Origin of the sequence: uncultured Marivirga sp. (assembly GCF_963974845.1) — a bacterium.
In the GTDB taxonomy this organism is placed as follows: domain Bacteria; phylum Bacteroidota; class Bacteroidia; order Cytophagales; family Cyclobacteriaceae; genus Marivirga; species Marivirga harenae.
In genome coordinates this window covers 379513-395299 of the sequence record NZ_CAXBEQ010000003.1, presented here as the reverse complement: position 1 = coordinate 395299, position 15787 = coordinate 379513, and the positions used below count along the sequence as shown (strand labels likewise).

General features: G+C 36.0%; 13 protein-coding genes. 9 read left to right on the top strand and 4 right to left on the bottom strand.

The window, feature by feature from the left end; translation table 11 throughout:
* Positions 1-32 precede the first annotated feature (32 nt).
* Positions 33-2852, bottom strand: coding sequence for a M16 family metallopeptidase (locus tag AAC601_RS09245; protein ID WP_303268975.1), 2820 nt, complete (start codon positions 2850-2852; stop codon positions 33-35).
* A gap of 138 nt (positions 2853-2990) precedes the next feature.
* Here AAC601_RS09245 and AAC601_RS09240 point away from each other — a divergent pair, with 138 nt between their 5' ends.
* Positions 2991-3557: a hypothetical protein gene (locus AAC601_RS09240; protein ID WP_303268974.1), complete on the top strand. Its 567-nt coding sequence runs from the start codon at positions 2991-2993 to the stop codon at positions 3555-3557.
* Positions 3558-3663: 106 nt separating this feature from the next.
* On the opposite strand, the gene AAC601_RS09235 is transcribed toward AAC601_RS09240, so the two are convergent.
* Positions 3664-5613: a M1 family metallopeptidase gene (locus tag AAC601_RS09235; protein WP_303268973.1), complete on the bottom strand. Its 1950-nt coding sequence runs from the start codon at positions 5611-5613 to the stop codon at positions 3664-3666.
* 224 nt (positions 5614-5837) lie between these two features.
* Between AAC601_RS09235 and AAC601_RS09230 the strand changes: the two genes are divergently transcribed.
* The 6 genes from AAC601_RS09230 to paaD all read left to right on the top strand — a co-directional run bounded on the left by AAC601_RS09230 (position 5838) and on the right by paaD (position 10330).
* Positions 5838-6386 carry a DUF4256 domain-containing protein gene (locus tag AAC601_RS09230; RefSeq protein ID WP_340153063.1) on the top strand — a complete coding sequence of 183 codons (549 nt, stop codon included), beginning with the start codon at positions 5838-5840 and terminating at the stop codon, positions 6384-6386.
* Between the two features lie 70 nt (positions 6387-6456).
* Entirely contained in the window at positions 6457-7044 is a 588-nt protein-coding gene (locus tag AAC601_RS09225) for a TetR/AcrR family transcriptional regulator (protein WP_303268969.1), read from the top strand.
* 105 nt (positions 7045-7149) lie between these two features.
* Positions 7150-8148 (top strand): 1,2-phenylacetyl-CoA epoxidase subunit PaaA, encoded by a 999-nt coding sequence (gene paaA / locus AAC601_RS09220; RefSeq protein ID WP_340153062.1) that lies wholly within the window; start codon positions 7150-7152, stop codon positions 8146-8148.
* 103 nt (positions 8149-8251) lie between these two features.
* A complete protein-coding gene (locus AAC601_RS09215; RefSeq protein WP_340153061.1) occupies positions 8252-8893 on the top strand; it encodes a phenylacetic acid degradation b in 642 nt (213 codons plus the stop codon).
* 3 nt (positions 8894-8896) lie between these two features.
* Positions 8897-9652: a 1,2-phenylacetyl-CoA epoxidase subunit PaaC gene (paaC, locus tag AAC601_RS09210; RefSeq protein ID WP_303268965.1), complete on the top strand. Its 756-nt coding sequence runs from the start codon at positions 8897-8899 to the stop codon at positions 9650-9652.
* Positions 9653-9844: 192 nt separating this feature from the next.
* Positions 9845-10330, top strand: a complete 486-nt coding sequence (gene paaD, locus AAC601_RS09205; protein WP_303268963.1) for a 1,2-phenylacetyl-CoA epoxidase subunit PaaD — start codon at positions 9845-9847, stop codon at positions 10328-10330.
* A gap of 95 nt (positions 10331-10425) precedes the next feature.
* Here the strand turns inward: paaD and AAC601_RS09200 are convergent, their stop codons facing one another.
* Both AAC601_RS09200 and AAC601_RS09195 read right to left on the bottom strand, forming a co-directional pair.
* Positions 10426-11517, bottom strand: coding sequence for an MFS transporter (locus tag AAC601_RS09200; protein WP_303268962.1), 1092 nt, complete (start codon positions 11515-11517; stop codon positions 10426-10428).
* An 89-nt stretch (positions 11518-11606) separates the two neighbouring features.
* Complete coding sequence (locus AAC601_RS09195) at positions 11607-13469, bottom strand: M1 family metallopeptidase (protein WP_340153060.1); 1863 nt, start codon at positions 13467-13469, stop codon at positions 11607-11609.
* A 187-nt stretch (positions 13470-13656) separates the two neighbouring features.
* Here AAC601_RS09195 and AAC601_RS09190 point away from each other — a divergent pair, with 187 nt between their 5' ends.
* A complete protein-coding gene (locus AAC601_RS09190) occupies positions 13657-14316 on the top strand; it encodes a DUF4290 domain-containing protein (protein ID WP_303268959.1) in 660 nt (219 codons plus the stop codon).
* A 3-nt stretch (positions 14317-14319) separates the two neighbouring features.
* A complete protein-coding gene (gene murA / locus AAC601_RS09185) occupies positions 14320-15627 on the top strand; it encodes a UDP-N-acetylglucosamine 1-carboxyvinyltransferase (RefSeq protein ID WP_303268958.1) in 1308 nt (435 codons plus the stop codon).
* Positions 15628-15787: the final 160 nt, after the last annotated feature.

The window sequence follows — 15787 nt, the reverse complement described above, 5'->3', positions numbered from 1 at the left end:
GACAGCCTTCATTAATTCTATTACTACTTTACTTAGTCAGCCGATTCCACTTCGGGTAGCAAGATAGCTTCCACAAATTGGTCTTCTTTTAGGAATTCATTAGCCGCTACTTTTAGGTCCTCAGCTTTTAAAGACTTAATTTTGTCTTCTGTAACAATAAAATTACTTAAATCATCATCGTAATAATAAAAGCTATAAAGTCTGTTTAACCAGTAGTCGTTCTTCTTTAAATCCTCTTTCAATCCCTTCAATTGTGCTTCTTTCACCTTATCTAGATCTTCTTCTTTCACTCCATTTTTCTTAATATCAAGTAAGATTTCGTGTGTAGTATTTACTAGATCTTCTACATTTTCAGGTCCACATGGAAAGGCAATCCTAAATGAATAACGATTTTCAGGCAATCTTTGCATACTACCTGAAGCACCTACGCCATACACCCCACTTTTTTCTTCTCTCAAAATATCAATCAATTCATTGGTAACCAACTCACCCAAAGAACTTAAATGATAACTTTTCTGCCTATCATATTCTGTTTCACCATGATACAATATAGTAGCATAACTTTTTTGGTCAGTTCCCTTAATGATCTCTTCCTTTACTACTCCTTCTGGCGGTCGAATTCCTAAATCAACCCAATTATCTTTTCTCTCCACACTTGGCAAACTACCTAGATAAGTTTCCAGTAAGGGTTTAATCCCTTCAACGTCAAAGTTCCCTACAAATACAAAAGTGAAATCACTAGCATCTGCAAATCGATCTTGATAGATTTCGTATGCTCTTTTAAAATCAATTTTATCTAAATCTTCAGCTTTAGGAAAGCCACCGCCTCTTGGGTTATCTTGAGAAAGGATCATGCTCAACTTATCACTGTAATAAAATTGTGGGTTAGACATTAAATTACCGTACAGCATTTTGTTTTTACTAACATATGATCCAAAAGCTTCTTCGTCCATTCTAGGGGCTGTAAAATAAAGGTTTGTTAATTGAAACATTTCCTCCAAATCTTGTGGACTGGCTTGAGCACTAAACCCTTCTGACAAACTTCCTATATATGGATTTACTCTAACTGTTTTACCAGAAAGCATTTTCTGAATATCTGTATTTGAGAAATCTGCAACTCCAGCCTCAGAAACTAATGATGTGGCATTAGTCGCAGAGTAATAATCTTCCATATCATATTGACTATGTCCACCAAAGCTAAAAGCTCTCATTTTTACTTCGTCATTTTTAAACTCAGTTGGTTTTAATACCACGCGAACTCCGTTGCTTAACTCTAATTCAGTTACACCTAAATCTGTTAACGAATTTTCTTTTACGACCTTGCCTGCTTTGGGAGCGGTGGTCATGAAGCTTTCGGCCACTTCTTCATCTTTATAAGGTGCAATATCGGAGCTTTCCACTTCGTTCAAAATTCCCAAAATAGATTCCTCTGTTGGCATCTCTACACCTTCCTTTTCAACTCCAGTCAAAACAACCACCCTATTTTCTTCTGTAATCCACCTATTAGCTAACTGATTGATTTCTGGAAGTGAAATAGTATTGATCAAATTTTTATAAAATTCAAACTCAAATTCAGCTCCAGGAATAGGGTTTTCGCTCAAGAAATGCTGGATGTATGCACTAGCAAACCTATTTGATTCTGTTTTATCCAATTCTTTAACTCGCTTTTCAGCATTATTTAAAAATGTCTTTTTGTAACGCTCTAACTCGGATGAATTAAATCCATGCCTCTTCACTCTTTCATTCTCTTCTACAATCGCCTTAACTCCATTTTCAAAACCATTTTCACCTACAATGGCAAAAGAGGAATAGGCACTCTTAGTTCGAACCATTGGTGAAAAATTAGTACCGGCAAACAAGAATGGCGGCTCAGCAGACTGACTTAATTCATTCAATCTTTGGCCCAACATACCGTTATACATACTGTAAACCATGTCCCTTCTCATGTCAGATAACTTCTTCATGTCCTCATTATCATGCTTGTAGTAGAGTTGAATTTGATTAAAGTTGGCTTCTTTATCAGATACGATGCTAACATAGGTATTTTCATGAGCTGGTACTTCATATAACTTCTTCTCTTTTGGTTTTTTAGGATTTTTCAAATCACCAAATCGCTTTTTGATTTCCTTTTCCATTTCAGTCGGATCAATATCACCTACAGCAATAACCGCCATCAGATTCGGACGATACCAATCCGCATAGAACGAGCGAAGCGTTTCATATTCAAAATTTTCTAAGATTTCCTTTTTACCAATCGGTAATCTCTCCGCATAACGAGAATCTTTAAAAAGAACTGGGAAATACTCATCTCTCATTCTTTGACTAGCACCTTGTCCTAATCTCCACTCTTCCAAAACAACGCCTCTTTCCTTATCGATTTCCTCCTCTGTCATTAGTAAACCGTTTGCCCAGTCTTCAAGCACTGTCAGGCCATTTTCAATAGTTTCCTTATCAGTTGGGATTGGTAAAATGTAGACGGTTTCATCAAAACTTGTGTAAGCATTCAAATCAGCACCAAATTTTACTCCTGCGGATTGTAAATAATCCACTAATTCATTCTTTTTAAAGTTTTCAGTCCCGTTAAATGCCATGTGCTCAGTAAAATGTGCCAAGCCCAATTGTGAGTCATTTTCTTGCATGGAACCTGCATTAATTACCAAGCGGAACTCCACCTTGTCCTCTGGTTTTTCATTTTGACGGATGTAATAAGTTAAGCCATTTTCTAAGGTCCCAATCTTCACTTTTGGATCCAATGGGATTGGTTTCTTTAAGGACTTTTCAATTTCCGAATTCTGCGACCACGCAAATCCTGCTGAAAGAAAAAGCAAGAATGCAATCGCTAAAGATTTCATTTTAAGCATAATTTTAAGATTTGTTTATTTTTAGAAAAGTGTAAATTATGTGAAAAATCTTACACACACAACTATCTCAATAGTTTTGTTTTAAAAACCCAACAAACAATGTCAACTGCCAGTCGTTCATTAAAAACTATGAAAGTAAAATTCAAAGAAGTTTCTAACGATAAGATTAAAGATAGCTTTCTGGAAGTCCTACATAAGTACCCAGACTTACATGATTTTTCTATAACTCTTTTTCAAAAAAGAGTAAAAGCTTCTACTATGCAAGCCCAACCAATCATTACTTTTAAAGATCTGTTTAAGCGCGTGAAAAAATATAGAATAAAACTAGGTGTTTATGTCAGTAGCAGTGAAAGCTTGAAAGTAGAAGACGTGCCCAAGAAAGTCTTAATTGGATGGTTTGCACATGAATTGGGACATTTAGTTGATTATTTATCTTACTCCACCGTAGGCATGATTAAATATGGCTTAAGGTACATCACATCCAAGTCATTTAAAATGAAAGCAGAGCATGAAGCGGACTATATTGCTATAAAAAATGGTTTTAGAGAAGAAATTATTGCTACCAAGGAATGGGTTTTAAACCATGATTTAGTAGGGCAAAAATATAAGGACGTTCTTAATAAATACTATTTATCAATAGAGCAAGTAGAACTGTGTAATATTGATGATGCTCCGTTTCAGCCAATAGTAAAATAAAAAAAGCTCCCAAATAGGAAGCTTTTTAAGTGAGATTTATGACCAATCTTTTAGCTCAGTAAATCTAAAATATGAGTTGGCCAGCGATTAATTACCACATGCTTCTTTAGTCTTCCTCATAATAAGGACTTGGCCAAACATCATTGCTACCGTTGACATCAGGTAGAATTTTATTTGGATCTAGTTCAATTTTTTCGACTTCTTTTCCAGTGCTTAATAAATGATTCCAAGAATCCCCTCTCTGCCAAATCTCAACGGGAAGTTCTACAATTTCATCAGTACCATCGGCATATGTTACTTTCATTTTTACCGGCATTGGTACATCTCCTTTATTAGCTAAAACCAATAAGTAACTCCCTTGATAAGGATAAACCCCGTCTAAAGCAATATCAATATTTCCATTTCCGTAGAACCAAGTTCTCCAGAACCACGACAGATTATCTCCAGAAACATTTTCCATAGTATTGAAGAAATCGCCAGGGGTTGGGTGTTTGTAAGCCCAACGATTTATGTATGCTTTAAATGCATTATCAAATCTTTCATGTCCCAAAATGTATTCTCTTAACATCAATAGTCCCATGGCAGGTTTCATGTATGCAATCATACCAAGATTTCTCGTGTTCGCCACATCAGGATATGTTGCGATTTTTTCTCTGTTTTCACTCGTCAACCAGCCCACATAACTTCTTGTCTCATCCAAATCATCAGCGAATTCTCCTTCATTAAATTCTTCCGATGAATAGAAGTTAATGAAAGTGTTAAAACCTTCATCCATCCATGCATATAACCTTTCATTACTTCCTACTATCATTGGGAACCAGTTATGTCCAAATTCATGATCAGTTACTCCCCATAAAGATTTGTTTTTAGATTTATATCCACAGAAATTTAATCCAGGATATTCCATTCCACCGATATCAGCGGCAACATTGACTGCGTTCGGATATGGGTATTCAAACCACTTATTTGAATAATGTTCAATTGAAGCTTTTGAATATTCTGTTGAACGTCCGTAGCCATCTTCTCCATCACTTTCTTTAGGATACGCTGACTGAGCCATAGCTTTTTTACCACTTGGTAAATCAATCTTAGCAGCATCCCAGATAAATGCAGGTGATGAACCCCAGGCCACATCTCTAGCATTTTCGATTTTAAATTTCCAAGTAATATTTCCAGATTGTTTTGGTCTTGTTATGGAAGGATCCCCCACTTCTTCTGCTGTGATAATATGTACAGTTTCATCACTTTTGGCAGCTTTTTCCATTCTGCTTTGCTGCTCTGATGTCAATACCTCACTAGGGTTTAGTAACTCTCCAGAACCCACAACAATATGGTTGTAGGGAACTGTAACATTGTATTCAAAATCACCATACTCCAAATAAAACTCACCAGCACCTAAGTATGGCTGAGTATTCCAACCTTGGATATCGTCAAAAACCACCATTCTAGGATACCATTGAGCCATGGCGAAGATAGTCCCATCATCAACTTTTAACTGACCCATTCTATCCATTCCTTTTACTGGAATCTTATATTCAAAATTCATACTGATGGAAGCGGTGCCACCATTAGCTTCAATTGGTTCATCAAAGAATACTTGCATACGAGTGTCATTGATAATATGCTTGCTTGAAGGATTTCCTCTTCTTCCGCTGATCGCCTTTACGTTAGTAATATTATAACCACCGTCCATATCTCCAGCATAACGGTTTCCTTGAATTGGAGTGGTCAAAGTTCCTCTTGAAGTCTCTGTAAATCGATTCTGCTCTAAATGAAGCCAAACAAATTCTAATTTTTCAGGACTGTTATTAGTATAATCAATAGTAATTTTACCATTGATCATTTCATTTTCCTCATCCAAAGTGACATCTATTTTATAGTCTGCACTATTCTGCCAATAATTATGCCCAGGCTTTCCAGAAGCTGACCGGTACTCATTACCATTTCTGTCACCAAAAAATTCGAATAGATCCTGATTGTTTTCTTGCGGGTTCTGTGCAAATAGGCTAGTCATCACTCCTACGCACATCAAAACTGTTAGCTTTAGTACTCTCATATATTTTATTTAAGGTTTAAATTCACTAAAACACGAAATTAAAAGAAATTTATTGCCAAGCATACTAATGTTTGATAAATGGAGTAAGGAAGCTGTTAATCCCTGATACTTTTATGCTAGCATAGGTTAACAACAAAGTAATTTATCGCGATTAATTGTCCATTCTATAAGTTTATAATTTCATATATTTTCGTAGATTAGAATGATAATTTGAAAGCCAAAAAATGTCCGACAATCAAGATTTTTCTTCTTTAATAGATACTCTGGAATGCAGATTTAAGAAAAACATGCATAGGCACGAAGAGCTTCAATGGCAGGAAATTCGTTCCAAATTAGACGCTAATAGAGAAAAACTGTTAATACTACATAATATGGAAGAAACTGGTGGTGAACCAGATGTTGTAGGTTTAGATGAAGAAACTTCGACCTATCTTTTTTATGACTGCTCCACTGAAAGTCCAAAAGGCAGACGTAGTATTTGCTATGATAGAGCTGCACAGCATGGACGAAAAAAATACCCCCCTAAAAGTAATGCTGAAGTAATGGCCGCGGAATTAGGTGTGGAACTTTTAAATGAAAAAGAGTATCGATATTTACAGCAATTAAATCCTGTAGATACCCAAACTTCAAGTTGGATCAAGACTCCTGCAGAAATAAGAGATTTAGGAGGCGCATTGTTCGGAGACTATCGCTATGGTGCTGTATTCATCTACCACAATGGAGCGGATTCTTATTATGGGGCGAGAGGATTTAGAGGATGTTTGAAATTATAGCTTCACACAATAAATAAAATTTTCGTGAACAATATTTCCCTAACGAACGTTTGTTTATTATATTTGGACAATGATTACCAAACCAAAAGTAAATAGAAAGCAGCAAATTATTGAAAAAGCCACTGAACTTTTTCAAAAGCAAGGCTATGCAGCAACTAGTATGCGCGATTTAGCAGGATATATTGGAATTGAAGCAGCAAGTCTTTATTCTCATATTAAATCAAAAGAAGAGATTCTTCAAAAAATTTGCTTTCAAATGGCTACCGATTTTTTTCAATCTTTAGAAAAAATAGAATTGGAGAAGTTAAGTGCTGATGAAAAACTAAAAAAAGCGGTGGTTTCACACGTCAATGTTTTGACTAAAGATAGTGCAGCTAGTGCCGTTTTCTTTTCGGAATGGAGGCACTTAAGTGAATCTTATTTGCAAGATTTTCTAACGATGCGAAATAATTATGAAAATAAATTTATACAAATACTAATAGATGGTCATAAAGAAGGTGTCTTCAAAAGAATGGATGCAAAATTCACTGTTTTGGCGTTGCTTTCTTCAATCAATTGGATGCCTTCTTGGTACAAACCAGAAGGTAAATTAAGTCCTGAAGAAATAGCTGAAAATGTAACAGATGTTTTCATTAATGGACTAAAAATTAGATCATAGATTATGCTAATAAGGCAAAAACAAGAGTAAGGTAATTGGGACCTGATATCAAGAACCAGGCAACAATTTCTTGTTTAATTTAAAAAACGTAAAAACGATAAAATTATGTACGGAGGCGGACAAGTATTTGAATCTTCATCGGTAAACAATGAATTATTGAAAGATGAAGACCCACAAAAATTAGCTGAGTTTGAAGCACGAATCGAGAGAGGTGAAAAAATTGAGCCTAACGATTGGATGCCTAAGTTGTATAGAAAGCAATTAGTTAGAATGATTGAACAGCACGGTCATTCTGAGATTATTGGTGCTTTGCCAGAAGGGACTTGGATCACAAGAGCTCCCGGCTTCAAAAGAAAGTTGGCATTGATGGCAAAAGTGCAGGATGAAGTGGGACATGCTCAATTGCTGTACGGTGCAGCAGAGACTTTAGGTAAAAGTCGCGAGCAAATGATTGAAGATCTGATTACTGGAAAATCTAAGTATTCAAACATTTTCAACTACCCTACCTTCACTTGGGCTGATTCATGTTTTATTTCATGGCTAGTGGATGCAGGTGCTATAGTTAACCAACTGGCTAATGCTCGAGGTAGTTACGGACCTTATTGTCGTGCTCTGGACAGAATTTGTGCGGAGGAATCTTTCCATTTAAAATATGGTCACCACTGTGTTATTCACTTGGCAACTGGAACTCCAAAGCAAAGGGAAATGATGCAAGAGGCAGTGAATAGATGGTGGGCACCAATGATGCATTTCTTTGGTCCTTCGGATAAGATGTCAACGCATACGCAAATCTTAACTAAGTGGAAAGTGAAAATGGCCACTAATGACGAATGTCGTCAGCAGTTCTTGGATATGTATGTACCTAAAATTTGGGAATTAGGATTGACTATTCCTGATGAAAATCTAAAGAAGAATTCTGAATCAGGTGAATGGGAATTCACAGAGCCAGATTGGGAGGAATTCAAGAGAGTGATTAATGGTGATGGGCCATGTAATAAAGAGCGTTTAGCAGTAAGGAGAACTGCTGAAGAAAGAGGAGCTTGGGTAAGAAGAGCATTGACGGCCAAAACAAAAGGCGAAGAGTACGTGGCACCGCTGGCTTAATAAATAATGAAATAGCTGGATCTTTCGTGATTCCCGCGAAAGCGGGAATCTTATTTAAGTAAAAGTAGTATTTATCATTAATTTCTAATTATTAATTTAAAATATGTCTGATTTTTTAAACTCTTTAGATCCCAGGATTAATAGATTAAATATCCCTGCTGATTTTGGTACAACATTCCCTTCAAAAGAAAACAAAGATCAATTTGTCACTTTTGAAGTATTCGTACAGCCAAAGGAAAATAAACCGTATCAGCATGAAGGTATCGTTCATGCCCCAACAATTGACATGGCATTTTTATTTGCTAAGGAACAATTCAGCAGAAGAGGCATGAGTTGCTCTGGCGTCTGGGTTGTAAAAACAGACAATGTGCAAGTATCGCCTATTACTGAAAATAATGAAGATATCTATGACTTCATCCATGAGGAGATAATGGAAGGAGCTGAAAAAGGGAAAACAGAAAAGTATGAAATCTTTCATTTGAAGAAAAGAGGTAAGCAGCATGCTCATATTGGTAGCTTAGAAGCTTCTTGCTTTGAAGAAGCACTCCTTAAAGCCAAGAACCAATTTCAGGAAGAAAAATCTGTGTTGAACATTTGGGTTGCAAAATCGGAGGAATTCATGAAAATTGACGGAGCTGATTTTGCAGATATTTGGGAAACCCTTCCTGAAAAGAAATACAGAGATGCCATGGATTATAAAGCAACTGAAAAAATCAAGAAATTTAAAGCAGAACAAAACGCATAAATCATGACGGAAGAAGCATTAAAAGATTTATTATATAAAATAGCGGATGATTTATTGATTTTAGGTCATAGAAATTCCGAATGGACTGGAGTGGGCCCATTACTTGAAGAAGATATTGCATTTTCTTCTATGGCACAAGATAAGGTTGGGCAAAGCTTAGCTTTTTACAATTTGTTGCATCAATTAGGAGAACAAGATCCGGACACTGTTGCTTTCACTAGAAACGCTGATCAGTTCCATAATAGTCAGTTTGTGGAATTACCCATAGGTGAATATGATTTTAGTTTAATCCGCCATTTCCTATTCGACCATGCAGATTATATTCGATTTAGCATGCTCGCTGATTGCCCAATAGAGGAAGTCGCTCAAGTTGCCAGAAAATTAAAAGGTGAGATTAAATATCACGTGATGCATGCCAATACATGGATTAAGCAATTGGCTACTGCAAATGAGGAGGCACATGAAAAATTGCAAAACAGCTTAAATGAGGCTTTGCCTTATGCTTTGGGTGTATTTGAGCCTTCCAAATTTGAAAAAGAAATCATCGAAGCTGGAGTTTACAAAGGTGAAAAAGCTATAGAAGATCAATGGAAAGAAAATATAGCCATTGTTTTAGGAGAAGCTGGTTTAAATTTACCTGATTGGAATACGGTTGAGCCGATTTACGGAGGAAGATACGGGGAACATACCAAACACTTGCAACCATTAGTAGAAGAAATGAGCGAAGTGTTTAGAGTTGATCCTACGGCAGATTGGTAATTATACTTTCGACAAAATAAATTCACTCTGCTTAGCCATGGTCAGGCATACAACAAAAACTGTCAGGTCTTTCTAAAATCAAAGACTATAAATGTGATATTTAGCATATTTAAAATCTTATGTAAACCTGACAGGTTTCAACACAAGAACGAGAGAAAAAGGATTACGCATTTGAAATAAAATATTGAAGAAATGATATTAACTGAGGATAAAATATTGGAGATGTTGAAGGAAGTAAAAGATCCTGAAATCCCTGTTATTTCATTAGTAGATTTAGGGGTGATAACTGGTATTGAAATTGATAATGATCATATAACAGTAAATATGACTCCTACTTTTATTGGATGTCCTGCTATGGATTATATGAAGCAGGATGTTGTGGACGTCCTAAATAAAAATGGAATTGAAAATCATACTGTCAATTTAAACTTGAAAACCACTTGGAGTTCTGATCTCATTTCAGAAGAAGGAAAAAGAGCTTTAAAGAAATTTGGACTTGCTCCGCCACCAGTTCATAACAATGTGATAGAAGACCTAGATATTATCGAGCATGCCGAATGTCCCAACTGTGACAGTACAAATACCACATTAAAATCACCATTTGGTCCTACTTTATGTAGATCATTGCATCACTGCAATAATTGCGGTGAAGCATTTGAAAGTTTTAAGCCGATATAAGCTATAACTGATTAAAGAATAAAGCCTGTCATATATCGTCTTATGACAGGCTTTATTATTTCCGGAACCTTCTTATTAGTAATTCTAGGAAATCACTACAGCAAAATCACATCAAGAACACTGTTAGGAATCTCAAATCCACAGAAAAATACTCCAACTCCTAACACTTTCTGTTTTATACTGGTGTTTTGAAGTGCTAATGGCAATGCGGTGACATTTACCATGGCATAAAAAATAGCAAAAACGATCAATGAAAGAATAATCAACATATCATTGGGGATAGTGAAAATTCCAATTGTACTCACTCCGGCAAATACTAAACCTATTATTAATAATTTAACTATATTTTCTTTTGTAACTCTTCGACTAATCACGATTGAAAAAATAGCTGTTAGGATCAACACTAATGAAGAGACCCATTGTCCGCTTATGCCCATTACAGATTTTAATTTATCTAAGTAATCTGGAAATACTTCAATGATAATTCCGGAGAACAGTCCCATACCAATTCCAAGAAAAATAACTTTTCCCATGTTGGTTTTAGGATTATAATCATCAGGTCGGGTTTCTTGACCCTCATCTGTTATTGCCATGGAGTTCTTTCGCAATAGGTAACCTGAAACTGAAACAATTATTCCTCCAACTGCGAATGTTGCGGCTCCACCCAAGAAGTCAATAATATCTACAATAACAGGTTCCAAGGAGTAAAGCAAATCAGAAGTAATTGTTAAAGCAGCTACGGTAATTGGCAATTTAGTACTTGGACTAAACATTTCTATTGTAGAAATAGCCGGACTTGTAAATAAGCTCATAGCAAATAGCCAGAGAATAACTAAAACAGGTAGTGCGTAAAGAACAAAAGACCTCGGAGGATTAACAATTAAAGTAAAAGCAACGGTCATAAAGATCATTGCAGCAAAACTAACGCCCAATGTAATTATACGAAGTCTATTTCCTAGTCTATCTCGATACTTATCACCCAAATAACCAGCCAATGGAGGAGTTAAAATAAGTATGATAGCTTGCCCCCAAATAAGTATAGGTGCAAACTCTTTCATATCAAATGTATCAAGAAGTGCTGGTTGGTATCTATGATAGGCGATCCAACCTATAATTACGGAAGCATAAAGTGCTAATAAGCTGATCATTTGCTTCCACTGAATTGCAGATGTTTTTTGATTGTCCATAATAAAAAAGTCTTTACAGTTTTTCCAAGTTACGAAAGCAATGTACTTTTCGGATTTTCTGTAAAGACTTTTTAACTTAAAATATTAGACTATTTGTCAAATGTTGACTTCAAATGTTTATCAGCATCAAAAGCATTGTTTTCTCTATTAACATCTGCCATACCTTCATTTTCATCAATCACCAAACTATTAATGTTAGAGGCGCTCTGACTCAATTCAAAAGTATAGCTTGGGTATACCCATGGCCAATCTGCCACCGTTTTCACATTCACATCTGATTTAAAAGATTTTTCACCTCTCATAATTCTCAAAGGAATATATATAACTTCACTTTTTCCGTCATTATAGGATACAGTTACTTCTAATGGCATTGGCATTTCACCAATTTTCTCCAAAGTAACAAAGGTTTTACCATTCTTTTCCAATACTGATTTTACTCCATAATCAATCTGTTTAGTAGAATAAACCCAATATTCTTTAAACCAATCTAATTCTAAACCAGATGCTTTCTCCATTACTCTGATAAAATCATTGTCATTAGGATGCTTGAATTTCCACTCATTAAAGTAAGTCCTCATGGCAGGATAAAAAACGTCCTCACCCATTATATATCTCAGCTGTCCTAAAAAAGTGGCACCTTTAGAATAGGCAGCTCTTCCGTAAGCGAAATTGGTCATATAATGATCCGCATGTGTACTCATGGGTTCTTCATAGCCACTTTCTGCTAATGCTAAATACCCTCTGTAATTTCCTGACTGCGGGTTTTCTTGGCCTTGCTCCATTATTTCATTCATAGTTTCAGCAGCTCCAAATGAGGTAAAGCCCTCATCCATCCATTCATATAACGATTCATTTGATGCTAAAACTCCTTGGTACCAGCTATGGAACATTTCATGAACCGTCACACCTACCAGACTTCCTAGACTTCTTTCTCCAGTAATTAAAGTAGACATTGGATATTCCATTCCACCATCGCCACCTTGAATAACTGAATACTGTTTATACGGATATTTTCCGAATGTTTTGTTCATGTACTCAAATGCTTTAACAGTATACTCAGGTAACTTTCCCCAGTTTTCTTCGGTATTTTCGTTTTTCTGATACAAGAAATGCAATTCTGGACCATTAGGAACCTGAGCCTTTACATGAGTATAATCAGGATCAGCTGCCCACATAAAATCAATAACCTGTGGAGCTTTAAAATGCCAAGTAAGCTTACCATTTTTTCCTTTGCCTGGCTTAACCCCATCAGCCTGATACCCGTGACCTACTTCATTAGGATTTTGAACATAACCTGTACCTCCTAATACAAAATCTTTATCAATGCTAATCTTCACATCAAAATCAGCCCAAATACCATGAAACTCTCTCCCTATATAAGGATTAGAGTGCCAGCCTTGGTAATCATATTCTGACATTTTAGGATACCATTGCGCCATGGAATAGCTAATACCTTCAGCATTATTTCGACCAGTTCTTCTGATTTGCTCAGGAACTTGTGCTTCAAATTCCATTTCGAAGGTTACGGTTTCGCCAGATTTAATAGGCTTGTTCAAATCTACTTCCAAAATAGTTCCGACTACTTCGTAATCTACTTTCTTACCATCTTGCTTAAGGCTGATTATTTTTTGATAGCCGATTTGATCTTCGCTTAGTTTACTTATTCTGTCCCCTACTCTTCTGTCTGGATCTTTAATTGTTCTTGAACGAACATCCATCATACTGTTAGGTTGAAAAGCATTAAAATACAAATGATAAAAAACCTTGTTCAGCTCATCCGGCGAATTATTGGTGTAGACTGCCTTTTGTTTCCCATCGAAACGGTGGGTTTCCACATCCATATCAATCTCCATTTCATATTTTATGGCTTGTTGCCAACGATCTTTTGTTTGTCCGAAAACAAGCGTGCTCATCAGACTAGCAATAAAAAATCCTATTAATTTTATTTTCATAATGATTAAAATTTGGTTTTACTTAATCTCAAAAATGGTTAAATCTATTTAATATGACAATGAATTTTATATAAGCTTCCTAAAATAGCTGATGAAAGCCCGTTAAAAGTACTTTCCCGATTAAAAAATTTAATTTTCATATGATAAAATTGTAATGCCTGTTATTTATTTCTAATTTTCTACCTTTGTGAAAGAGAAAGCTAAGAATATGTTAGATTATAACACCCAAAGACCTGAAATGAAGTTAAAAGAATATGGACGCAATGTCCAAATGTTGGTCAAACATTTGCGCACCGTTGAAGATAAAGAACAACGCAATAAAATGGCCTTCACTGTAGTAGATTTGATTAAGCAATTAAGCAGTGGTCCAAAAGACAATAGCAACGAAAACATGCAAAAATACTGGGATGATTTATACATCATGTCAGATTTCAACTTAGAGGTAGATAGCCCCTTTCCTATGCCTGAAAAAGAGATTTTAGGTAAAAAGCCACAACCTGTGAAATATGCTTCGGAGGAAGTAAAATTCAAGCACTATGGTCGTAATGTTGAATTATTGGTTGAAAAAGCAATCAGCCTTGAAGATCCAGAGGAAAAACAAGCCGCAGTTTATTATATAGGTCGATTAATGAAGACCTTCTACACGACATGGAACAGAGATAATGTAACCGAAGAAGCTATAGCTGACAACATCAAACAACTTTCAAATGGAAAACTAAGCGTTGACATTGAACATGTTAAAGCTACAAATGCATTTGATACTATCTTCAAAGACAATAGACCTAGAAACAACAATAAAGGGAAAAGACCTTCAAAAGGAAGCAACCAAAAAAGAAGAAGAAACTAATCAATGGGATCATTTAAAATAACCGGAGGGCAAAAACTTTCCGGTGAAATTCATCCTCAGGGCGCAAAAAATGAGGCATTACAAATTCTTTGTGCTGTTTTATTAACACCTGAAAAAGTAACTATTCATAAAGTACCTAATATTGTCGATGTCAATAAATTAATTGATTTATTGGAAGATTTGGGTGTGGAAGTCAATAAAATTGGTGAAGAAAGTTATGAATTTACAGCAAAGTCTGTAAAACTCGATTTCTTCGGTACAGCCGAATACACGCAAAAGGCGGCTTCATTAAGAGGTTCAATCATGCTGTTAGGGCCTTTACTGGCAAGGTTTGGAAAAGCGATGATTCCAAAACCAGGAGGAGATAAAATAGGAAGAAGAAGATTGGACACTCACTTTATCGGCTTTCAGAAGCTAGGAGCAAAATTCCTCTTTGAATCGGAAAAGAATTATTATCATATTGATGCATCTAGCCTTACTGGTGCCTATATTCATTTAGATGAAGCCTCAGTAACTGGAACTGCCAACATCATCATGGCTGCTTCCATGGCCAAGGGGAAAACCTCAATTTATAATGCTGCCTGCGAACCCTACATCCAGCAACTCTGCAAAATGTTGGTTAGAATGGGGGCGAAAATCGAAGGTATCGGTTCCAATTTATTACATATAGAGGGGGTTGAAAGCTTAAAAGGCACTGAACATACTATGTTGCCCGATATGATTGAGATTGGGAGTTTTATTGGATTGGCTGCTATGACCCAATCCGAAATCACCATTAAAAATGCTGGTATTCAGCATTTGGGAATCATTCCTGAAACTTTTAAAAGGCTTGGAATCACAATGGAGTTTAGAGGCGATGATATATTCATCCCTTCTCAACAGCATTATGAAATAGAAACTTTTATTGATGGTTCTATTATGACTATAGCAGATGCCATTTGGCCTGGTTTTACTCCCGACTTATTAAGTATTGTATTGGTAGTAGCCACACAAGCAAAAGGAACTGTCTTGGTTCATCAAAAAATGTTTGAAAGCAGACTATTTTTTGTTGATAAGTTAATTGACATGGGGGCTCAAATCATCTTGTGTGACCCTCATAGAGCCACAGTAATCGGACTTGACAGACAAATTAATTTGAGAGGTATATCCATGACCTCCCCTGATATTAGAGCTGGAGTTTCTTTATTGATTGCTGCTTTATCTGCTGAGGGGGAAAGTACCATTCATAATGTTGAACAAATCGACAGAGGTTACCAGAATATTGACGAGCGTCTAAACGCTTTAGGTGCCAAGATTGAGAGAGTGGATTGAGCTGATGTTGGAAGTTTTCAGACTTGCATGAAGGATCACAAATGTTGTAAGAGTCACTTGTTATAGCCAGGAAAGCAATTTCTACTTCGTTTTATTGTGGAATTAGTTCTAAAGAATTTTATAAAAGAAATTATGGCTGTAACATTAGTCACCTCGACTA